The organism is Variovorax sp. 770b2, from assembly GCF_900115685.1.
GTDB lineage: Bacteria > Pseudomonadota > Gammaproteobacteria > Burkholderiales > Burkholderiaceae_C > Variovorax.
The window spans coordinates 215,897-236,471 of the sequence record NZ_FOXJ01000006.1 but is presented as its reverse complement, the minus strand read 5'-3'; the positions used below and the strand labels follow the sequence as shown (position 1 = coordinate 236,471).

Here is a 20,575-nt window from a genome sequence, read left to right as displayed (position 1 = left end):
GGAGTCGATTTGCGATGAAGAAATCTTTGGGTAGTTTTGCCGTGAGCGCGCTCGTGCTCGCTCTTTCGGGTTGCGGCGGCGGTGGTGGAGGAGGAGGCGGTTTCCCGTTCATTCCCTCGGGCGTCGCTCCGCCGCCCGCCGATTCGAGTGTTGCCGTCTCGGGCACCGCCGCCACCGGCGCGCCGGCGGCCGGCAGCCTCGTATCTCTGCGCTGCGCGAACGGCGTGGGTGCCTCGGCCACCACGGCCGCCGGCGGCACGTGGTCGACGAAGCTCGATGCACCGGTGTTCCCGTGCGTGGTCACGGTCTCGGGCGGCTCGCTGCCCTCAGGCCAGAAACTGCATTCGCTGTTGCGCGCGGCCGGCTACGTGAACATCACGCCGCTGACCGAGCTGATCCTGGCGCGCGCCGCCGGCGCGACGCCCGGCAGCATCGAGACGGCCGATGCCGCCGCGCTCGCGGCGCTGGCCGCGAAGCTGGAAGCGGCCCAGGCCGACATCGTCGCGTTGCTGGCCGAGTCGGGCTACGGCGCGTTCGCGTCGAACCCGTTCACCACGCAATTCAAGGCCACCGCGGGCGATGCCTACGACGACCTGCTCGAACACCTGGCGCTGTCGCTGGCCGACGGCGACACCACGCTCGATGGCATCGTCGCCGCGCTGCTGGCAGCCGGCGAGGACGATGGCTTCGACCTGCCGATCACGCGCACGCTCACGAGCGCCGAGCTCGCGGCACAGCCGCAGCTCAACAAGGCGCACCTGAGCAGCACCGCAGGGGTGCTGTCGATGAAGCTCGACGCGGGCGGTAACCCGGGCGGCGCCTACGTGGGCGGCGGCACCGGCAACAAGGCCGTCCTGCAGATGCCGGGCCTGGCGGGCGTGAAGGTGCATGACCTCCAGAAGGTCGAGCTCGAGCTCAAGGGCGAAGCCGCGGGCATCGGCGCCGGGCTGCCGTATGCGTACCTGAACATGACGGTGGACCTGCATTGCGACGCCACACCGCTCGCGGCCAACGCCACGCTGGACCAGGTGCGCGCGCGCCGGCGCATCCTGATCTTCGACACCTTCTACAACTTCATCCAGAACTCGACGGCAATCTCGACCAGCGAGTTCAAGTCGATCGCCATCACGCCGGCCACTCCGGGCTGGCGCATTTCGGCAGGCACGCCGGTGGGCACCGTGGCGGTCAACCCGAACTACGGCGGCAGCGAGACGCTGGAGGGCTTCGACTACGCCGCGTACCCCGATGCCTGCATCATGGACGGCATCACCGGCGACGGCGGCATGCCGCGCAACGCCGCGGCCGATGCGGCCTGTGTCGGCACCGTCGGCTTGCCGGGTTCGGCGCCCGCGGTCTGCGGCGCGAACTACAGAGGACCGATCCTGGTGCTGGGCGACAGCGGCACGGTCACCGCGTCGGAATGGAGCGTCAAGCGTGTGAAGGTGGCGGCCAAGCGCAAGCAGACCTTCCGCTTCGAGTAGCCTACCGGAGCGGTGGGCTGGCAGCGCGGCGCGGGGGGGCATGTGCGGCCGTCTTGCGTTCTGCGTCCGTCAGGCGCAGGACGCACGGTCCCTTCATGCCGTCGGGGGAAGCACTTTCACACGGCGTGCCGGCAGCAGGTCGCGCCATGGATCGGGGTCTTTCGCTTCCTGCGCGAGCCGCAGATACACCATCGCGATCCACAGCAGCGCCAGCCCGATCTGCGCATCGCGCATGGCCGAGTTCACGCTCGATGCGATCAGCGCGATCAGCGTCGCTGCCAATGCATAGCGGCCCGCGATGTCGGGGCGCTTCCATGCCTGCCACACGGCCGCCACCATGATGGCCAGCAGGCTCAGCAGCGCGGGCAGGCCGCCCTGCGCGCCCACCCAGAGGAAGTCGTTGTGCGGCATGTTCGAGTCCGCGAACATGGCCGGGCCGCGCTTGTGCCACTGCTCGGTCCAGCCGCCGATGCCCCAGCCGGTGAGCGGCCGGTCGGCGATCATGAGGCCCGTGTCGCGGTACATGTAGTAGCGGATGACCCAGCTGCCCTTGAAGACGGCGCCGGCCTGCGCTTCCTCGAGTTCCTGCACGCCGGTCTCCACCTTGTGCTGCAGCTGCGGCAACTGGTAGAGCCCGGCGCCCAGCACCACGGCCCCCAGCACCAGTGCGCTCACCAGCATCTTCAGGTGGTTGCGCCACTGGTGGATGCACACCACCGGCACCACCAGCAGCAGCGCGAGCACCGAGGTGCGCGAGGTCAGCGGCAGCGCGACCACGAAGCCCAGCCCGAGCATCAGCACGAAGGCCGGAATGGCGCGCAGCGGCTTGTGACCAGCGATCTGCGCCAGGCCCCACACGGCGGCCGTGGCCGCCACCACGCTGAACAGCAGCGCGTTGCTGATCGACTTGTTGCCCACTTCCATCACCACTGCGCGCAGCGGCGACCAGAGCGGAAAGCCGATGGCGTAGTAGAGAACGATCAGCAGGATGTTCAGCGCCGCGATCAGGAGGAACCCGCGCAGCGCCCAGATCGCCTCTTCGCGCGTGAGCGCCATCGCCATCAGGATCGTGAGGCCGATGCGCAGGCCGTGGAACAGGTTGGAGCCGGTCTCGGGGTAGTGCCGCCCGAAGGCCAGCACGAGGAGGGTCCAGCCCAGGTAGGCCACCACCGGCCACCACAGTGGGTTGGCGCGCAGGCGTGCGAAGCGCTCGCCGTACCCGCCGGCGACCAGCATGGTCAGCAACAGCAAGATGGCCGACAGGTAGGTGACGCCGACCGGCATGAACACCACCAGCCCCCAGAACATGGCCGCGGGCCGAACGATGTGCGATCTCTGCATAGGGGCGCGATTTTAGGTGGGGCTTATGGCACCCACCTGACTGGCTGGGTGCTCCCCCAGGCTTCGCGCACTCCGTGTCGCTTCTCCTTCCCCCTCACCGGGGGCGGCGCCTGCGGCCCGGCGAAGCCGGTTCCGCGGCGTCCCTCGAATGAGAGCCCGGGATTGTCAGTGAGCGGGAGCTGCGACCGGCAGGCGGATCACGAAGCTCGCGCCGCCCTTTGGCGCGTCTTCGCAGCGCACCGTGCCGCCGTGCCGCTCGGCAATCGACTTCACCAGCGCCAGCCCGAGGCCCACGCCGCCGTTGCGCTCGCTCGCACCGGGGAGCCGGTAGAAGGGCTCGAAGATGCGCTCGCGCAGGGCCGGCGGCACGCCGGGGCCGCGGTCGTTCACGCGCACCGTGGCAAAGCCGTTGGCGCTGCCCAGTTCCACGCTGATCTCGCCGGCGCCGTAGCGGCGGGCGTTCTCCAGCAGGTTGCGGATCGCGCGGCGCAGGAGGCGGGAGACGCCGGGCACGGTGAGCGCCGCGTTGTCGGTGCCCTCGGCCAGGTCGAGCTCGGCATTCACCTGCGAGCACTCCTCGGCGGCCAGGCCCGTCAGGTCGACCGCCTCGACGGTGCCCATGTCGGCCTCGCTGGCGTCCAGCCGACTGGCCAGGAGGATTTCGTCGATCAACTGGTCGAGTTCGCCGATGTTGCGCGAGATTTCCTCGCGTGCTTTCGGGCTCGGTCGCTCGCCCATCAGCTCCAGACCCATGCGGATGCGGGTGAGCGGCGAGCGCAGCTCGTGCGATGCGTTGGCCAGCAGCGACTTGTGCGAGCGCACCAGCTGTTCGATGCGTTCGGCCGACGCGTTGAATCGTTTGGAGAGATCAGCCACTTCGTCCTGCCCTTCTTCGGTCACGCGCACCGAGAGATCGCCCTCGCCCCATCGCTGCACGCCGCGCTGCAGCGACTCCAGCCGCTGCGTGATGCGCCGCACGATGGGGTAGACGCCCAGTGCCACTGCCACGCCCACCAGCGCGATCATCCAGCCGAGCCCGAAGGGCGTGCGCCACGGCGCGAAGCCCTCGCTGCCGGTGGGCCTCTCGCGCGGTGCCACGCGCAGCGTGATGGCCTTGCCGTCGCTCAATGTCACGTCGAATTCCAGTCCCTGGCCCGGCACGCGCAGCGCGGTGCCCGAGCCGATCGTGCGGTCCTGCGCATCGAGCACGACCACGTTGCGCGGCACCGGCGCCAGGCGCTCGCGCTCGGCCTCGGCGGCCTCGCGCACGATCCAGTTGGCCATCAGCGTGAGGATGACCACGCCACCCACCACCGCGAGCCAGATGCGGACGTAGAGGTGGCGGGAATACAGCTTTTGCAGCATCAAGCGTCAGTCTTGCTGCTTGGCGAATACATAACCCACGCCGCGCACGGTGAGGATGCGCTTGGGGTTCTTGGCGTCGACTTCGATGGCCGCGCGGATGCGGCCCATGTGCACGTCGATCGAGCGGTCGAAGGCTTCGAGCTCGCGGCCGCGCACGGCCTCCATGATCTGGTCGCGCGTGAGCACGCGGCCCGCGCGCTCGGCCATCGCGACCAGCAGGTCGAACTGGTAGGAGGTCAGGTCCGCCAGCACACCGGCCACCGACACGGTGCGCGCGTTGCGGTCGATCTCCAGCGTGCCGAAGCGCATCACGGTGGAGGCTTCGCTTTCGGTGGCGTTCTCGCTGCGCCGGCGCAGCACCGCGCGGATGCGCGCCAGCAGCTCGCGCGGCTCGAAGGGCTTGGGCAGGTAGTCGTCGGCGCCGATTTCCAGGCCGATGATGCGGTCCATCGGATCGCCCTTGGCGGTGAGCATCAGCACCGACACCTTGGAGATCGGGCCGGGCAGGGCGCGGATGCGGCGGCAGACCTCCAGCCCGTCGGTGTCGGGCAGCATCAGGTCCAGGATCACGAGGTCGGGTGCGTGCTGCTGCAACTGCTCCAGGCCGCTCGCGCCGTCACCGGCGTGGTTGAAGGCGAAACCCGACTGCGTCAGGTACTCGCCCACCATCTGCGCCAGGCGGGCGTCGTCTTCGATCATCAGGAGTTGGGGGGTGCTCATGCGCTTCATGGTCGTCCACAGGGAGCAAGCGGGCTTGAACGCTCCGTAAAGTTGGGTAAACCTCAGGCGTGCGTGTCAACCGGAGGTGCTGCGAAAAGCATAGCGTCGCGGACTGTTGCCGCGGGCGGTACCCGGAGATTCTCTTCGAGGAGCGCGCACAGGGCGCCGGCTTCCACGTCCGGATCGGCGGCGCGTGCCCGGGCCAGGATTTCGGCGGCCAACTGCCGCAGCATGGCCGTGGAATCCTGGATGCGGGCCTTGAAGCCGGCATCGTCCAGCGTGTCCTTCAGGCTGCGGTTGAGCTCGGCGAACCACGGCATCGCGGCCTGGTCGAGCATCACGGCCGGGTTGCGCCTGTCGCTGGATGCCGACCAGTCGCGCATCAGCCGCTGCACCGCGACGTTCAGCCGCTGGCAGTGTTGCAGCTCGTCCTTCAGGGCGCCGAGCGCGGGCAGGTCGGTCAGGCGCCGCTGGAAGAAGATCTGCGCGAGCACGCCCCAGTAGTAGGCGTAGTCCCAGATCACCTTCACCGGCAGCACCTCGGGGTCGCCGAAGAGCGGGTACTGGTCCTGGTAGAGGGCGAGCGTGCTCTCGTAGAACGAGTGGTAGAGCTGGTCGTAGACCTGGGCTCGCGCCTCCAGCGGGCGGCCTGCGCGGTCCTGCGCGACGAGGTCGGTGATGTAGGTGTTGCCGATCGCGATGAAGTCGCTGCCGGGCGAATAGAAGGGGTCCAGAAAGAGCCCCGCCTCGCCGGTCATTGCCCAGCAGTCGCCCGAGAACACCTGCTTGCAGCCGTGCGAGAAATGCTTGAGGAACGCGAAGTCCTGCAGCAGGTGGCGCTTGCCATCCAGCGCCTCGAAAAGCCGCGGCTGGTAGGTGGCGAACCACGCCATCGCCTTCTCGAAGGTGTCGATGGTGTCCAGCGGATGCAGCTTCGGGTCGGCCACGATGCCCACCGAATGCGAGCCCGAGGCCAGCGGAATCAGCCAGGCCCAGTAGCCCGCGCCCACGAAGTGGTTGGTCGACAGCCAGCGCGCCTGCGGATCGCAGCGCTCGCGCCATTGCGCGTTGTCGCTCCAGTCGTCCACCGCGATGCGCTCGCCGATGCGAAACCACACCGCGTTGACGTCGTGCGGGTTGGGCTCGGTCAGGCCGAGCTTGCGCTTGAGCATGCCGGCGCGGCCGCAGGCGTCGATGAGCCAGCGCGCCTCGGTGGCGTGGCTTTCCTCGCCGCGGGTCCATTCGATGCGGTGCGGCGCCCCGGGATTTTCAGAGCTATCGGCGAGGTCGATGCGCCGCACCAGCGCGCTGTCGACGAAGCGCACGCCGCAGCGGGCGGCCTCTTCGGCCAGGAAGTTCTCGAAGATGCCGCGGTCGATCTGGTAGCTGGGCACCGCCAGGTAGCGGCTCGCGCCGATCTCGGTGACGTTGTCGATGTCGCTGCGGCCTTCGCTGAAGAAGAAGCGAAAGCCGAACTTGCGCAACTGCGACCCGTCCATGTGGGCCTTCAGGCCCAGCACCGTGTCGAAGTAGTGCGCCCCGATCTCGACCGACGATTCCCCCACCTTGTGGGCGGCGTGCGGTACCGGGTGCGTGCGGCGCTCCAGCACCAGCACCTTCAGGTCGCCGAAGCGCTGGCGCAGCTGGATGGCCAGCGTAAGTCCGGCAAGACCGCCTCCCATGATCACTGCGTCGAAAGAATCCTGCGCAGTGTCGGTCATGGTGTGTGTCAGTCCTTGGGAGGAGGCCGCAGCTGCAGCCGCAATGACAGGGTGGGTGAGAGCGCCAACCCGACCGGCGGGCCCGCGCCGTCGTCCAGGTGCGCGAGCGCCTCGAAAAGGCCGAGCGCCTGCGCCATCGGGTTGATGCCGCAGAGCGACTTTGCCGCCTCCGAGCGCGGCGCCGTGTAGGTGGAGGCCGCATCACCAGTATTAGCGGCCAGCGACCACTCCAGCGCGGCGACGGTGCGCTCGCTGCGCTCCGGCGCGATCACCATCGCCACCGCCAGCAGCCCGCGGCTGTCGGTCACCGAGGTCAGCGGGCCGACCGTGGGCGTGTCGTAACCCACCAGCAGCACCGGGCTCTGGTCGGCCGCGCACTGCACGGCCGCCTCGAGCAGGCCGGTCGCAAAGCTGTGCTCGAAGGCCGAGACCGAATTGCTGGCCGCCATGCAGCCCGTGCCGATGGTCCAGTAGCCCACGGCGGCGTTGTGCACCGAGTTGTGAAAACGCGTGGGCGACAGCACCGTGGGGTCGGTCGCGAGCGTGCTGCACATGTAGTCGTTGATCGAGAGGTCCCCGTGCGCCGAGACGAACACGCAGGGCACGTCGGCCGCATTGCGGCCAGAGGCTGCCATCGCGGCGGCCGCCACTTCCAGCGCCAGTGCCACGGTGTCGGGCGCGCGACGGCGTTCGGCCGGGGCCAGCACCTGCGGCGACGGGCGCCTGGCCGGCGGATCGATCAGCGTGCCCTCACCGCGGAAGGCCGCGCGCGCGGCGTCCCAGCCGGGGAGCGTCGGCGTCCAGAAGGCGGGGCCTTCGATGTAGAGGGTCGGGGGCGTTGCGGTGGCGCTCATGCCGCCTCCGCCTTGCCGAACACCAGCGAGCAGTTGTTGCCGCCGAAGCCGAAGGAGTTGGAGAGCGCGTAGCGCACCTCGCCGCGTGCGGGCGCCAGCTTGATCTGCGGACCGAACCCTTCGTCGATCGTGCGCGTGTTGACCGTGCCGGGCTTCAGGCCGCGCTCGATCGCCAGCAGGCTGATCACCGCCTCGACGATGCCCGCGGCGCCCAGCGTGTGGCCCATGAAGCCCTTGGTCGAACTGGCATGCGTCGTGGCCGGGAAGCGGCGCGCCACCAGCGCGCCTTCGACTTCGTCGTTCTTCTGGCTCGCCGTGCCGTGCATGTTGATGTAGTCGATGGCCTCGGGGGCGAGGCCCGCGCGGGCCAGCGCCTCATCGAGCGCGCGCTCGGCGCCCAGGCCCTCGGGGTGCGGGGTCGACATGTGGTGCGCGTCGCTCGCCTCGCCATAGCCCAGGAGGTGCAGCGCCGATGCATCGGCGCCGGTCTGCACGCGCTCGACCAGCGCGAAGCCCGCCGCCTCGCCCAGGCTGATGCCGTTGCGGCCGGCGTCGAACGGACGACAGGGCTCCTTGGACACCAGCTCCAGCGAGTTGAAGCCGAACAGCACACTGCCGCAGAGCGTGTCCGCCCCGCCCACCACGGCCGCGTCGGCCAGGCCCAGGCGGATCAGCCGCTCGGCCGAGGCGAACACCTTGGCGCTCGAGGAGCAGGCGGTCGAGATCGTCTCGCTCGGCCCTTCCAGGCCCAGCAACTGCTGCACGAACATCGCCAGCGAATGGGGCGTGTGCACTTCGGCGCGGCGCTGGTCCTGCGGGAACATGCCGCCCGCATCCAGCTGCGTGTAGGCCAGCTCGGTCTCGCCGATGCTGGAGGTCGAGGTGCCCAGGATCAGCGCGACGCGCGAGGCGCCGTACTTCTCGCGCGCCGCAGCCACCGCTTCGATGAAGCCATCGGCCTGCAGGCCCAGCCAGGCCAGCCGGTTGTTGCGGCAGTCCCACGAGGCCAGGGCCTCGGGCAGGCGGATGTCCTCAAGCCCGTCGACGCGGCCGATCCACGTGGGCAGCGGCGCATCGCCGAAATCGTTGGCGCGCAGGCCGCTGCGTGATTGTTCGAGCGCTTCGGCGAGCGACGTCTTGCCGACGCCGACGGCCGAGGTGGCCGTGTAGGCACTGATCTGTAGGGGAGAAATACGGGAGAGCACGATGAATCTTGGGGCTGGCGGCAAGCGGAAGAACGTCGGTGTGACGACAGGCGTAATTTTCACGCAATGAACGTCACGCAGCCTACCAGCAGTGCGCGCTGCTCAGCGTCGGCTGTTTCCCATAGATGCAGCCTAGGGCCAGGGCCCTATTGACGGTCGGCGGCGCCTGTGGTCGCGGTTGCCGTCGCCGCGAAGCGCGAGGCCAGCGCCACCAGCACCAGCACGGGCACCCCCAGCAGCGCGGTGCTGGTGAAGAACTGGCTGTAGCCGTAGGCATCGACGAAGGCACCCGAGTAGCCGGCGATGAACTTGGGCAGCAGCAGCATCAGCGAACTGAACAGGGCGTACTGCGTGGCCGAGTAGCTGATGTTGGTGAGGCTCGACAGGTAGGCGATGAAGGCCGCCGAGGCGATGCCGCCGGCCAGGTTGTCGGCCGAGACCACCGCGATGAGCGCCGTGAGGTCGTGCCCGCGCGAGGCCAGCCAGGCGAACAGCAGGTTGCTCGCGGCGCTGAGCACCGCGCCCAGCATCAGCACGCGCATCACGCCCAGGCGCATCGACAGCACGCCGCCCACGAAGGCGCCGGCCAGCGTCATGACCACGCCGTAGATCTTGCTGACGGTGGCCACCTCGTCCTTGGTGAAGCCCATGTCCACGTAGAACGGATTGGCCATGATGCCCATCACCACGTCGCTGATGCGGTAGATGGCGATCAGCGCCAGGATCAGCGCGGCCTGCCACTTGTAGCGGCGGATGAAGTCGGCAAAGGGGTCGTAGAAGGCCTTGTCGATCCATGCCGCGAAGGGCACCAGCTGCGAAGGGGCGGGCACGCGCAGGCCCTTGCGGGCGACCCACAGCATCAGCAGCACGTAGAGCGCCAGCACCGGAAAGAACACCGTGCCCAGGAAGAACAGGAGCCCGGTGTCCGCCCGCCGCAGCTGGAACAGGCCCACGAAGAGGAAGGTGCCGATGAACATCAGCACGCCGTACACCGGCACGCCGGTGGTCGAGAACAGCGCCCGGCTGGCGGCGATCTGCGCGGCGGAATGCCGGCCCTCGTTCGGCGCGGGCTCGGCCGACAGCAGCACCGTGAGCACGCCCACGCCCATCGAGGCGGCCATCACCAGGTAGGCCGTTTTCCAGGCGCCGTTCTGGTAGACGGCCGCGCCACTCGCGGCGCTCGCGGCAATGGCGGGCGCCACCTCGGCCCAGGCCGCGACCCACAGCACGCCGGCGCCGGCCCAGATCATCGCGAGGCGGTAGCCCGTCTGGTAGGCGGCGGCGAGCGCGGCTTGCTTGCGCGTCTCGGCCGATTCGATGCGAAAGGCGTCCAGCGCGATGTCCTGCGTGGCCGAGCCGAAGGCCGCCAGCAGCGCGCACCAGACCAGCGGCGTGAGCCCCTGGCGCGGATCGTTCAGCGCCATGCCGACCAGCCCCGCGATCACCATGCATTGGGCCAGCAGCAGCCAGCCGCGGCGCCGCCCCAGCAGCGTGGTCAGCGGCGGCAGCGGCAGGCGGTCGACCAGCGGCGCCCAGACCCACTTGAAGCCATAGGCCAGGCCCACCCAGCTCAGGTAGCCGATGGTGGTGCGGTCCACGCCGGCTTCGCGCAGGCGAAAACTCAGGGTGCCCAGCACCAGCAGCAGCGGCAGCCCGGCCGAGAAGCCCAGCGCCAGCATGCGCAGCGTGGCCGGCTCGAGGTAGACCTTCAGGACGTCGCGCCAGGGCGGTGAAGGGGCGGTGGGGGTTTCGAGCGGCGGGGCGGACATGAACCCCGGATTGTCCATGAGCCGCTGCGGGAACCCGCCTGCCCGTTTGTCTTCATTTGTTCCTATGATCCGCCCCCATGTGCACACGCTGCGATCGCCCCATTTCCGCCACTTCCCCTGCCTCGCCCTGGCAGTTGCGCAGGGCCTTCCTGTTGATCGCTGCCGGCGTGGCCTTCAGCCGGCCGGCGCTTTCGCAGGTCAACGTGGGCAACGCCTCGGTGGCGCGCAACCTCGTGCCGGCGGACAAGATCGAGGCGGCCGGCGTCCAGCAGTACGGCCAGCTGCTCGCGCAGGCCCGCGCCAAGAATGCGCTGGCCGGCGACAACAACGCGCAACTGCAGCGGCTGCGCGCCATCGCGCAGCGGCTCATTCCCTTCGCCACGCCCTGGAACACCCGGGCGCGCGAATGGAAGTGGGAGGTCAACCTGATCGGCAGCAAGCAGATCAACGCCTTCTGCATGCCCGGCGGCAAGATCGCCTTCTTCACCGGCATCCTGGAGCAACTCAAGCTGAGCGACGACGAGGTCGCGATGGTGATGGGCCACGAGATGGCCCACGCGCTGCGCGAGCACGCCCGCGCTCGCATGGCCAAGAGCGCCGGCACCGGCGCGGCGCTGTCCATCGGCGCGCAACTGCTCGGCCTCGGCCAGGTGGGCGATCTTGCGGCGCGTGCCGGCACGCAGCTCATCACGCTCAAGTTCAGCCGCGGCGACGAGACGGAGGCCGATCTCGTGGGGCTCGAACTCGCGGCACGCGCGGGCTACGACCCGAAGGCCTCGGTGTCGCTCTGGAACAAGATGGCGACCGCCTCGAAGAACCAGGGCGGGTTGAGCTTCCTGTCGACGCACCCGAGCGGAACGGACCGGATCGCCAAGCTCGAAGCGAACATCCCCAAGGTCGAGAGCCTTTACCGCAACGCCAAGCGAAGCTGAGGCCGGCGCCCTTGCAGGACTCCCTCTCCCTTGGGCAGAGGAGGGGGGTGAGGGCAGCGGCCTTCACCTGAGGGCAGCGCCCCATCGGCGGCACCCCGCCCTCACTCCACCGTCCCTCAAGGGGAGAGGGCGCAAATCTCCCAACCCCGGTCTGCATCCCAGCCCTCGTTCCGGCTGGCACATTGCTTGCATCTCGACTTGTACACAAGTTTGGATGCCTGATGATGGTGCATGAACCCGACCCGCTGACCGCCGCTGCCTGGATCGCGAAATTCGCCGCCCCCGTGGCCGGTGCCGAAACCGCCGACACCCCGGGCGTGACCCTGCCGCTGGCCGGCCTGCGTTTCGCGGTCAAGGACAACATCGACGTGGCCGGCGTGCCCACCACCGCCGCCTGCCCGGCCTTCGACCGCCGGCCCACGGCACACGCAGCCGTGGTGCAGCGGCTGCTCGAAGCCGGTGCATCGCTGGTCGGCAAGACCAACCTGGACCAGTTCGCCTGCGGCCTGAACGGCACGCGCTCGCCCTATGGCGAAGTGCCCAACGCCTTCGATGCGCGCTACGTCTCGGGCGGCTCCAGCTCCGGTTCGGCTTATGTGGTGGCCGCGGGAGAGGTCGATTTCGCCCTCGGCACCGACACCGCCGGCTCGGGCCGCGTGCCCGCCGGGCTCAACAACATCGTGGGCCTCAAGCCCTCGCGCGGGCTGCTCAGCACCTTCGGCGTGGTGCCGGCAGCGCAGAGCGCGGACTGCGTCTCCATCTTCGCGCGCACCGTCGCGCTGGCCGTCGACGTGATGCTGGCCGCCGCCGGTCACGACCCGCGCGACCCGTATTCGCGCGACATCGCGATGCGCCGCAGGCCGCTGCCCGCGCGCTTCTGCTTCGGCGTGCCCGATACGCTGAGCTTCTTCGGCGACGCCGCAGCCGAAGAAGCCTTCCGCGATGCGCAGGCGAAGCTCGTGGCGCTGGGCGGCACGGCCGTCACCATTCCCTACGCACCGCTCGCTGAAGCCGCTGCGCTGCTCTATGAAAGCGCCCTGGTCGCCGAGCGCTACGCCGCGGTGCGCGCGTTCTTCGATGCCCATGCCGACGAAGTGATCGAGCCGGTGCGCAGCATCCTCGCGAGCGGCAGGGGCTACACCGCCGCCGATGTGTTCGAGGCCCAGACGCAACTGCGCGCGATCGCGCAACAGGTCGAACCGATGTGGCGCGGCATCGACGTGCTGCTCGTGCCCACCGCGCCCACGCACTACACGCGCGAGCAGATGCGCGCCGACCCGGTCGTGCTCAACCGCAACCTCGGGGCATACACCAACTTCGTCAACCTGCTGGACTACGCGGCGCTCTCGGTGCCCAGCAGCCTGCGCGCGGACGGCCTGCCGTTCGGCATCACGCTGATCGGCCCGAGCGGCAGCGATCTCGCGCTGGCCGACCTGGGCCAGCGCTACCACCACGCGACCGGTCTTTCGCAGGGCGCGACCGGCCAGCCGCTGCCTGCGCCGCGCCCCGTGCCGGGTCTTGCGGCACCGGCGCCGCAGACGTTGCCCATCGCGGTGGTCGGCGCGCACCTCTCGGGCATGCCGCTCAACGGCCAGCTCACCGAGCGCGGCGCCACGCTGCTGCGCACCACCACCACATCGCCCGCCTACCGCCTTTTCGCATTGCCCGGCACCACGCCGCCCAAGCCCGGCCTGCAGCGCAATGCGGAAGGCGGCGGCGCCATCGCGCTCGAGGTGTGGGCCATGCCCATCGCGCAGGTCGGCAGCTTTCTCGCATTGATCCCGCCACCGCTCGGCCTGGGCAGCGTCGAGCTGGCCGACGGCAGCTGGGTGAACGGCTTCATCTGCGAGGGACATGCACTGGCCGGCGCGCAGGACGTCACCCATCACGGCGGCTGGCGTGCCTATGTCGCGAGCCGCGCCCCGACCACTTCCAACTGATTCCAACCGATCCAGGAGTTCCGATGAGCACCCTCGATAAATCCGCGGCATCGCGCCGCCAGTTGCTGCAAGCGGGCGCCGCGGGCCTCGCCGTGCTGGCCGCGCCCGCCATCGTGCGTGCGCAGGCCGCGCCCAAGCTGCGCATCGGCTTCTGGCCCGTGGCCGCGGGCCTGCCGTTCTTCGCGGCGGTGGATCGCGGCTACTTCAAGGAAGCGGGGCTCGACGTGGAGCCGCTCAAGTTCGCCGGCGCGCAGCAGGTGATGGAGGCCATGCTCGCGGGCCGCTGCGACGGCAGCGCCAACGGCACCGGCTCGGCCAACCTCGCCATCGGCGAGATCGCGCAGCCGGGCCTCTTCAAGATCTTCTGCACCAACCCGAGCAACGCCAAGTTCGTGCTCGACGAATTCATCGTCGGCAAGGACAGCCCCATCAAGACCATGGCCGAGCTGGCCGGAAAGAAGGTCGCCTCGGGCCCCGGCATCCAGAACGTCACGCTGTGCAAGACCATGCTGGAGCGCGCGGGCGCCAAGGGCGCGGTCGTGAGCGAGCTGCCCATCGGCCAGCACGTGGCCGCGCTGGTCGCGGGCCAGGTCGATGCCTGCTACACGCTGGAGCCCACCGGCACCGTCGGCCGCATGAACGGCACCACGCGCGTGATCGAGGCCGGCGTCGTGGCGAAGTACATCCTCGGCGACCCGATGGCGCCGTGGCACGGCGGCGCGGCCAGCCTCACCACCGAGTTCATCAAGAAGAGCCCCGAGGTCGCGAAAAAATACATCGCCGCCTACGCACGCGGCGTGGAACTGGTGCGCACCAAGCCCGACGATGCGCGCCAGCACATGAAGGGCTACACCGCCATCGAAGGCAAGCTCACCGCCGAAGTGCCGCTCGCGTCTTACATGCTCTACAACGAGTTCAAGCCGAGCGACGTTGCGTACTTCCAGAAGTTCTACGACCTGTTCACCGAGAAAGGCATCTTCGAGAAGAAGGTGCTGGTGGACGGCCTGCTCTACAAGGCATGACCATGGCCGACGCAAGCACGACCACGGCCGCGCCGTGGACACCGCCGGCCAGCCTCAACGCTGCCGCGCCCAAGCCGCCGCTGCGCGACCGCCTGCTGCCCTTCATCGGCCCGGTCGTCCTGTTCATCGTGTGGGACCTGGTGGTGCGCCTGGGCTTCATCAAGCCCATCCTGCTGCCCACGCCGGCCGACACCATCGCGGCGCTGATCACGGGCCTGGCGGGCGGACCGCTGCTCACCGATTTCGCGATGACGGTGTGGCGCACGCTGCAGGCCTTTCTCATCGCGGCGGTGGTCGGCGTGCCTTTGGGCGTGCTGCTCGGCAGCAACGAGAAGGCGTACCGCAGCGTGGAGTTCCTGATCGACTTCTTCCGCTCGACGCCGTCGTCCGCGCTCATTCCGCTGTTCCTGCTGATCTTCGGCGTGAGCGACGTCAACAAGATCGCCATCGCGGCCTTCGGCGCTCTCCTCATCGTGGTGTTCAACAGCGCCTACGGTGTCATCAATGCCAGGAAGCAGCGCGTGATGGCGGCCAAGGTCATGGGCGCCTCGCGCTGGCAGGTCTTCAAGGACGTGCTGATCTGGGAGAGCCTGCAGCCCAGCTTTGTCGGCCTGCGCTCGGCGGTGTCGATGGCGCTGGTGATCGTCATCGTGGCCGAGATGTTCATCGGCTCCGACACGGGCCTGGGCCACCGCATCATCGACGCGCAGCAGGTGCTCAACGTGAAGAGCATGTACGCGGCGATCCTTGCGGCCGGCGCACTCGGCTACGCGCTCAACATCCTCTTCCTGATCGCCGAGCGCCGCATCGTGCACTGGAGCGGAAGATGAAAGTCACACCCGACATCGTCATCAACGGCCCGGTGTATGCCGACGTGCCCAAGCCGGCGTTCAAGCCCGGCCCCGCCGGCACGCACATCACCATCCGCGGCCTCACCAAGTACTTCGCGGGCTGGCCGCTGTACGAGAACTTCGACCTCGACATTCCCAAGCACAAGATCGTCTCGGTGTTCGGCCCCAACGGCTGCGGCAAGTCCACGCTCATCAACATGATCGCGGGGCTCGTTCCCATCGACTCGGGCGAGATCCTGTTCGACGGCAAGCAGCGCAAGGACACCAAGATCGGCTACGTGTTCCAGAACTACCGCGAGGCGATGTTCCCGTGGATGCGCACCATCGACAACATCGCCTACCCGCTGAAGCTCGAAGGGCGCAGCAAGGCCGAGGTCGACCGGCGCATGGAGGAGCTGGTCGCGTCGTTCGACGTGAAGTTCGACCTGAAGCGCTTCCCCTACGAGCTCTCGGGCGGACAGCAGCAGACCGCGTCGATCATGCGGGCCCTCGCGCCCAACCCCGAGGTGCTGTTTCTCGACGAGCCCTTCTCCGCGCTCGACTTCGAGATGACGCTCTTCATCCGCGAGAAGCTGCAGGAGGTGTTCATGCAGACCGGCACCACGATGCTGCTGGTCTCGCACGACCTCGAAGAGGCCGTGTACCTCGCCGACGAGGTGCTGCTGCTGACCAAGCGGCCCACCAAGGTGGCGGAGATCCTGCGCTACGGCGATGCGCGCCCGCGCACCCTGGAGACGCTGAGCAGCGACAGCTTCGTTGCGATGAAGAAGCTCAGCCTCGACATCTTCCAGCGCGAGGTGCGCCGATGACGATGGAGATCAACCTCCCCGAAGTGCACGCCGAAGTCAGCGCCGTGTTCGCGCGCTACGAAGAGGCACTGGTGACCAACCAGCGCGCCGTGCTCGACGAACTGTTCTGGAACAGCCCGCACACGCTGCGCTACGGCTTCTCCGAAAACCACTACGGCCACGCCGACATCCGCGCCTTCCGCGCCTCGCTGCCGGTGCAGAGCCCGCCGCGCGAACTGCTGCGCACCGTCATCACCACCTACGGCCGCGACTTCGCGACGGCGAACGTCGAGTTCCGGCGCGAAGGCAGCCGCGTGATCGGCCGGCAGAGCCAGACGTGGATACGCACTGCCGAGGGCTGGCGCGTCGTCGCCGCCCACGTGAGCATGCCGGCCTGAAATCGGCACATCGCACGGCACATTTTTTGCACCTCCTTCAACTCTCCCGAAAGAACGCCATGACCAGCCAATTCAATCGCCGCGATTCCCTCAAGTCCCTGGCCGCGCTCGGCGCCGCCGGCACCCTCGGAGGCTGGAGCGCCCTGGCCACAGCACAGGCCAAGCCGCTGACCGTCGGCGTGATCTACGTCGGCGCGCGCGACGACTACGGCTACAACCAGGCGCACGCCATGGCCGCGGCCGAGATCAAGAAGCTGCCCGGCATCAAGGTGGTCGAAGAAGAGAACGTGCCCGAAACCGCCGCCGTGCAGAAGACCATGGCCGGCATGATCTCGCAGGACGGTGCCAAGCTGCTGTTCCCCACGTCCTTCGGCTACTTCGATCCGCACATCCTTGCCGTGGCGCCCAAGTACCCCGACGTGCGCTTCTCGCACTGCGGCGGCCTCTGGACCGAGGGCAAGCACCCCAAGAACGCGGGCAGCTTCTTCGGCTACATCGACGAGTGCCAGTTCCTGAACGGCGTGATTGCCGCGCACATGACCAAGAGCAACAAGGTCGCCTTCGTCGCAGCCAAGCCGATTCCGCAGGTGCTGCGCAACATCAACGCCTTCACGCTGGGTGCGCGCTCGGTCAAGCCGAACATCACCTGCAGCGTGATCTTCACCGGCGACTGGTCGATGGCCGTGAAGGAAGCCGAAGCCACCAACAGCCTGGCCGACCAGGGCTGCGACGTGTTCACCATGCACGTGGATGGCCCCAAGGTGGTGGTCGAGACCGCAGCCAAGCGCGGCAAGATGGTCTGCGGCTACCACGCGAGCCAGGCCAAGCTGGCGCCGAACGCCTACCTCACCGGTGCCGAGTGGAACTGGCTCACCGCCTACAAGACCGCGATCGAAGCCGCGCAAACCGGCAAGCCGCATCCCAACTTCCTGCGCGGCGGCCTGAAGGAAGGCTACGTGAAGATGTCCGCCTACGGCCCCATGGTGCCGGACGCCGCGAAGAAGCAGGCCGACGACATCAAGGCCAGGATGATCGCGGGCACCTTCGATATCTTCAAGGACGGTATCAAGGACAACAAGGGCGCGGTCGTGGTGCCCGCCGGCAAGGTCCTGAAGCAGACGGACCTGGAGCTGGAGAAGATGAACTACCTGGTCGAAGGCGTCATCGGCTCGGCCTGAGTTCCACGTCCATGCCGATGCCCATGCGTAGTGCGCTCAAGGAATTCGCCCTGCCGGTGTTCGCCATCGCGGCGGCGCTGCTGCTGTTCGGCGTGCTCGTCGCCTTTGCCGGCGTCGATCCGGTGGAGGTGTGGGCGACGCTTTTCAAGGGCGCGTTCGGCGACTGGTTCTCTTGGCAGAACACCCTGCAGCGCGCCGCACCGCTGATGCTCACCGCGCTGTGCGTGGCGCTGCCCGCGCGCGCGGGGCTGATCGTCATCGGCGGTGAAGGCGCGCTGGTGTTCGGCGGCCTGGCCTGCGCCGCGCTCGCGCATGCGGTGCCGCTGCCCGCCAATGTCGTGGGCACGGTGATGGTCTGCATCGCAGGCGCACTCGCCGGCGCGCTGTGGATCGTGCTCGCGGGGTGGCTGCGCCAGTACCGCGGCATCAACGAAACCATCAGCAGCCTGCTCCTGGCCTACATCGCCATCGGCATCTTCAAGCACCTGGTCGAAGGGCCGCTGCGCGATCCGGCGAGCCTGAACAAGCCATCGACCTATGCGTTGAACGACGGGCTGCTGATCGGCGGCATCGGCGGCTCCGACGTGCACTGGGGTTTCGTGATCGGCGTCGTGGCCTGTCTCGGGCTCGGATGGTGGTTGCGTGCGACGGCCTCGGGTTTCTCGGTGCGCGTGGTCGGCGGCAATCCGCGCACCGCGCAGCTCGTGGGCCTGCCGGCCACGCGGCTCATCCTCGGGGCCTGCGGGCTCGGCGGTGCCTGCGCGGGCCTCGCAGGCGCGGTCGAGGTGGCGGCGGTGCACACCAACGCCAACGCCTCGCTGATCGCGGGGTATGGCTACGCGGGCATCCTCGTGTCGTTCATCGCGCGGCACAACCCGGTGGCCATCGTGCCGGTGGCGATCCTGTTCGGCGGCTTCGGTGCGGCGGGAAGCCTGCTGCAGCGGCGGCTCGGGTTGCCCGATGCGTCGGTGCTGGTGCTGCAGGGCATCGCGTTCGTGCTGATCCTTGCGAGCGAGGGCCTGCGCATGATCGACTGGAAGGCGCTGCGCGCGCGCATGTTCCGCGCCTCGGGGAGCCCCGCATGACCGCCGACCAATGGATCGCGCTCGCAGCCGGCATCGTCGGCGGCGCACTGCGCGTGGGCGCGCCTTTTCTTTTCGTGAGCCTGGGTGAATGCCTCACCGAGAAATCGGGGCGCATCAACCTCGGGCTCGAAGGCGTGCTGGTGCTGTCGGCGATGGCGGCTTTCGGCGGTGCCTACCTCACCGATTCGGCCTGGCTCGGTGTGCTGATCGGTGCGATGGCCGGGGCTGTGCTCGCGCTGCTGCACGGCCTCCTGTGCTCGCTCGATCGCGTCAATGACGTGGCGACCGGCATCGCGTTGATGCTGCTGGGCACAGGCCTGGCGTTCTATCTCGGCAAGCCGCTGATCCAACCGCAGGCGCCGCAGATCCCCGCGATACCGCTGGGCTTCTGGAGCGACAACACGGTGGTGCGTTCGGCGCTGCAACTCAATGCGCTCGTGCCCATCGGCGTGGCGCTCGCGGTGCTGCTCTGGTGGGGCTTCGCGCGCACGCGCGCCGGCCTCCTGGTGCGCATGGCCGGCGATTCGGCGCAGGCCACGCGCGCACTCGGCTACTCGGTCTCGGGCCTGCGCATCGCGGCGACCACGGCGGGCGGCTTCATCGCCGGGCTCGGCGGCGCATCGCTCACGCTGTTCTATCCGGGCAGCTGGAACGAAGGCATCTCCAGCGGACAGGGCCTGATCGCCGTCGCGCTGGTGATCTTCGCGCGCTGGAGCCCGCTGCGCTGCGTGGGCGCGGCCTTTCTCTTCGGCGGTGCGGGCGCCATCGGCCCCGCGCTGCAGTCCATCGGCATCGGCTGGGGCTACCACCTCTTCAACACCGTGCCCTATGTGCTCACGCTGGTGATCCTGGTGCTCACCTGCAAGCCGGGCAGCGCCGCCATCGGCAGCCCCGGCGAACTTTCATCGACAAGGAACTGAACACCATGAGCGGTCTGGGTGGCCTCAACAAATCGGCGCACGGCGTCGTCGTCGGCCTGGTGCAGCTGCAGCTGCCGAACGTGAAGACGCCGGCCGACCTGGCCGCGCAGACGCAGCGCATCTGCGACATGGTGGGCAAGGCGCGCCGCAACCAGTCGACCATGGACCTCGTGGTGTTCCCCGAGTACGCGCTGCACGGCCTCTCGATGGACACGAACCGCGAGATCATGTGCACGCTCGATGGCCCCGAGGTCGCGGCCTTCAAGCGCGCCTGTGTCGAGCACCGCATCTGGGGCTGCTTCTCCATCATGGAAGCCAACCCCGGCGGCAACCCGTACAACAGCGGGCTCATCATCGACGACCAGGGCGCCATCAAGCTCTACTACCGCAAGCTGCACCCGTGGGTGCCGGTCGAGCCGTGGGAGCCCGGCAACCTGGGCATTCCGGTGTGCGACGGACCCAACGGCAGCAGGCTTGCGCTCATCATCTGCCACGACGGCATGTTCCCCGAGATGGCGCGCGAGGCCGCGTACAAGGGCGCCGACATCATCCTGCGCACGGCCGGCTACACCGCGCCGATCCGCCACGCGTGGAAGATCACCAACCAATCGAACGCCTTCTGCAACCTCGCCTACACCGCGAGCGTGTGCCTGTGCGGCAGCGACGGCAGTTTCGATTCGATGGGCGAGGGCATGTTCTGCAATTTCGACGGCACGGTGCTGGTCGAGGGCGGCGGCCGCGTCGACGAAATCATCACCGCCGAACTGCGGCCCGACCTCGTGCGCGAAGCGCGCACTGGCTGGGGCGTGGAGAACAACATCTACCAGCTCTACCACCGCGGCTACGTCGCGGTGAAGGGCGGCGCGCAGGACTGCCCCTACACCTACATGCACGACATGGCCGCCGGCACCTACAAGCTGCCGTGGAGCGCCGACGTGAAGGTGACCGACGGCACGAGCTGCGGCTTTGCGCCGCCGGAACGCAACTACCAAGGATGAGCACCGC

General features: G+C 68.7%; 18 protein-coding genes. 11 read left to right on the top strand and 7 right to left on the bottom strand.

The features are described 5' to 3' along the window. The first annotated feature begins 14 nt into the window (after positions 1–14). Positions 15–1,481 carry a hypothetical protein gene (locus BM133_RS27190; RefSeq protein ID WP_143100225.1) on the top strand — a complete coding sequence of 489 codons (1,467 nt, stop codon included), beginning with the start codon at positions 15–17 and terminating at the stop codon, positions 1,479–1,481. Between the two features lie 93 nt (positions 1,482–1,574). On the opposite strand, the gene BM133_RS27185 is transcribed toward BM133_RS27190, so the two are convergent. The 7 genes from BM133_RS27185 to BM133_RS27155 form a co-directional block, all read right to left on the bottom strand. Beyond that, on the bottom strand, positions 1,575–2,822 hold the full coding sequence (locus tag BM133_RS27185) for an O-antigen ligase family protein (protein ID WP_093440911.1): 1,248 nt from the start codon (positions 2,820–2,822) through the stop codon (positions 1,575–1,577). Between the two features lie 165 nt (positions 2,823–2,987). Continuing rightward, entirely contained in the window at positions 2,988–4,187 is a 1,200-nt protein-coding gene (locus tag BM133_RS27180) for an ATP-binding protein (protein ID WP_093440908.1), read from the bottom strand. Positions 4,188–4,193: 6 nt separating this feature from the next. Beyond that, a complete protein-coding gene (locus tag BM133_RS27175; protein WP_093440906.1) occupies positions 4,194–4,916 on the bottom strand; it encodes a response regulator transcription factor in 723 nt (240 codons plus the stop codon). 53 nt (positions 4,917–4,969) lie between these two features. Next, the gene (locus tag BM133_RS27170) at positions 4,970–6,628 is read right to left on the bottom strand and encodes an NAD(P)/FAD-dependent oxidoreductase (RefSeq protein ID WP_093440903.1); all 1,659 of its coding nucleotides are present in this window, start codon (positions 6,626–6,628) and stop codon (positions 4,970–4,972) included. Positions 6,629–6,636: 8 nt separating this feature from the next. Continuing rightward, positions 6,637–7,482 carry a beta-ketoacyl synthase chain length factor gene (locus tag BM133_RS27165; RefSeq protein ID WP_093440900.1) on the bottom strand — a complete coding sequence of 282 codons (846 nt, stop codon included), beginning with the start codon at positions 7,480–7,482 and terminating at the stop codon, positions 6,637–6,639. Next, entirely contained in the window at positions 7,479–8,687 is a 1,209-nt protein-coding gene (locus tag BM133_RS27160; protein WP_177224953.1) for a beta-ketoacyl-[acyl-carrier-protein] synthase family protein, read from the bottom strand. The genes BM133_RS27165 and BM133_RS27160 overlap by 4 nt, the downstream gene beginning before the upstream one ends. Positions 8,688–8,833: 146 nt before the next feature. Further along, positions 8,834–10,474: an AmpG family muropeptide MFS transporter gene (locus BM133_RS27155; RefSeq protein ID WP_093440898.1), complete on the bottom strand. Its 1,641-nt coding sequence runs from the start codon at positions 10,472–10,474 to the stop codon at positions 8,834–8,836. Positions 10,475–10,533: 59 nt separating this feature from the next. On the opposite strand from BM133_RS27155, the gene BM133_RS27150 reads away from it, so the two are divergent. The 10 genes from BM133_RS27150 to BM133_RS27105 all read left to right on the top strand — a co-directional run bounded on the left by BM133_RS27150 (position 10,534) and on the right by BM133_RS27105 (position 20,568). Beyond that, positions 10,534–11,388 carry a M48 family metallopeptidase gene (locus BM133_RS27150; RefSeq protein ID WP_093440895.1) on the top strand — a complete coding sequence of 285 codons (855 nt, stop codon included), beginning with the start codon at positions 10,534–10,536 and terminating at the stop codon, positions 11,386–11,388. Positions 11,389–11,609: 221 nt separating this feature from the next. Next, positions 11,610–13,328, top strand: a complete 1,719-nt coding sequence (gene atzF, locus BM133_RS27145) for an allophanate hydrolase (RefSeq protein ID WP_093440893.1) — start codon at positions 11,610–11,612, stop codon at positions 13,326–13,328. 23 nt (positions 13,329–13,351) lie between these two features. Beyond that, positions 13,352–14,350 (top strand): ABC transporter substrate-binding protein, encoded by a 999-nt coding sequence (locus tag BM133_RS27140; RefSeq protein WP_093440890.1) that lies wholly within the window; start codon positions 13,352–13,354, stop codon positions 14,348–14,350. A gap of 2 nt (positions 14,351–14,352) precedes the next feature. Beyond that, positions 14,353–15,180 carry an ABC transporter permease gene (locus BM133_RS27135; protein ID WP_093440888.1) on the top strand — a complete coding sequence of 276 codons (828 nt, stop codon included), beginning with the start codon at positions 14,353–14,355 and terminating at the stop codon, positions 15,178–15,180. Continuing rightward, a complete protein-coding gene (locus BM133_RS27130) occupies positions 15,177–16,010 on the top strand; it encodes an ABC transporter ATP-binding protein (protein ID WP_093440885.1) in 834 nt (277 codons plus the stop codon). Before BM133_RS27135 ends, BM133_RS27130 begins: the two co-directional genes overlap by 4 nt. After that, complete coding sequence (gene hpxZ, locus BM133_RS27125) at positions 16,007–16,387, top strand: oxalurate catabolism protein HpxZ (RefSeq protein WP_093440882.1); 381 nt, start codon at positions 16,007–16,009, stop codon at positions 16,385–16,387. Before BM133_RS27130 ends, hpxZ begins: the two co-directional genes overlap by 4 nt. Before the next feature lie 59 nt (positions 16,388–16,446). Beyond that, entirely contained in the window at positions 16,447–17,565 is a 1,119-nt protein-coding gene (locus BM133_RS27120) for a BMP family ABC transporter substrate-binding protein (protein WP_093440880.1), read from the top strand. Between the two features lie 23 nt (positions 17,566–17,588). Beyond that, the gene (locus BM133_RS27115; protein ID WP_093441259.1) at positions 17,589–18,650 is read left to right on the top strand and encodes an ABC transporter permease; all 1,062 of its coding nucleotides are present in this window, start codon (positions 17,589–17,591) and stop codon (positions 18,648–18,650) included. Further along, the gene (locus tag BM133_RS27110) at positions 18,647–19,570 is read left to right on the top strand and encodes an ABC transporter permease (protein ID WP_093440877.1); all 924 of its coding nucleotides are present in this window, start codon (positions 18,647–18,649) and stop codon (positions 19,568–19,570) included. Before BM133_RS27115 ends, BM133_RS27110 begins: the two co-directional genes overlap by 4 nt. Before the next feature lie 5 nt (positions 19,571–19,575). Continuing rightward, a complete protein-coding gene (locus tag BM133_RS27105; RefSeq protein WP_093440875.1) occupies positions 19,576–20,568 on the top strand; it encodes a formamidase in 993 nt (330 codons plus the stop codon). The last annotated feature ends 7 nt before the right edge of the window (positions 20,569–20,575 follow it).

Coding starts and splice junctions, on each gene's coding strand:
- BM133_RS27115 (WP_093441259.1), top strand. CDS start 17,589: ATGCGTAGTGCGCTCAAGGAATTCGCCCTGCCGGTGTTCGCCATCGCG.
- BM133_RS27105 (WP_093440875.1), top strand. CDS start 19,576: ATGAGCGGTCTGGGTGGCCTCAACAAATCGGCGCACGGCGTCGTCGTC.
- BM133_RS27140 (WP_093440890.1), top strand. CDS start 13,352: ATGAGCACCCTCGATAAATCCGCGGCATCGCGCCGCCAGTTGCTGCAA.
- BM133_RS27130 (WP_093440885.1), top strand. CDS start 15,177: ATGAAAGTCACACCCGACATCGTCATCAACGGCCCGGTGTATGCCGAC.
- BM133_RS27120 (WP_093440880.1), top strand. CDS start 16,447: ATGACCAGCCAATTCAATCGCCGCGATTCCCTCAAGTCCCTGGCCGCG.
- BM133_RS27190 (WP_143100225.1), top strand. CDS start 15: ATGAAGAAATCTTTGGGTAGTTTTGCCGTGAGCGCGCTCGTGCTCGCT.
- BM133_RS27180 (WP_093440908.1), bottom strand. CDS start 4,187: ATGCTGCAAAAGCTGTATTCCCGCCACCTCTACGTCCGCATCTGGCTC.
- BM133_RS27150 (WP_093440895.1), top strand. CDS start 10,534: ATGTGCACACGCTGCGATCGCCCCATTTCCGCCACTTCCCCTGCCTCG.
- hpxZ (WP_093440882.1), top strand. CDS start 16,007: ATGACGATGGAGATCAACCTCCCCGAAGTGCACGCCGAAGTCAGCGCC.
- BM133_RS27170 (WP_093440903.1), bottom strand. CDS start 6,628: ATGACCGACACTGCGCAGGATTCTTTCGACGCAGTGATCATGGGAGGC.
- BM133_RS27135 (WP_093440888.1), top strand. CDS start 14,353: ATGGCCGACGCAAGCACGACCACGGCCGCGCCGTGGACACCGCCGGCC.
- BM133_RS27175 (WP_093440906.1), bottom strand. CDS start 4,916: ATGAAGCGCATGAGCACCCCCCAACTCCTGATGATCGAAGACGACGCC.
- BM133_RS27155 (WP_093440898.1), bottom strand. CDS start 10,474: ATGGACAATCCGGGGTTCATGTCCGCCCCGCCGCTCGAAACCCCCACC.
- BM133_RS27185 (WP_093440911.1), bottom strand. CDS start 2,822: ATGCAGAGATCGCACATCGTTCGGCCCGCGGCCATGTTCTGGGGGCTG.
- atzF (WP_093440893.1), top strand. CDS start 11,610: ATGATGGTGCATGAACCCGACCCGCTGACCGCCGCTGCCTGGATCGCG.
- BM133_RS27110 (WP_093440877.1), top strand. CDS start 18,647: ATGACCGCCGACCAATGGATCGCGCTCGCAGCCGGCATCGTCGGCGGC.
- BM133_RS27165 (WP_093440900.1), bottom strand. CDS start 7,482: ATGAGCGCCACCGCAACGCCCCCGACCCTCTACATCGAAGGCCCCGCC.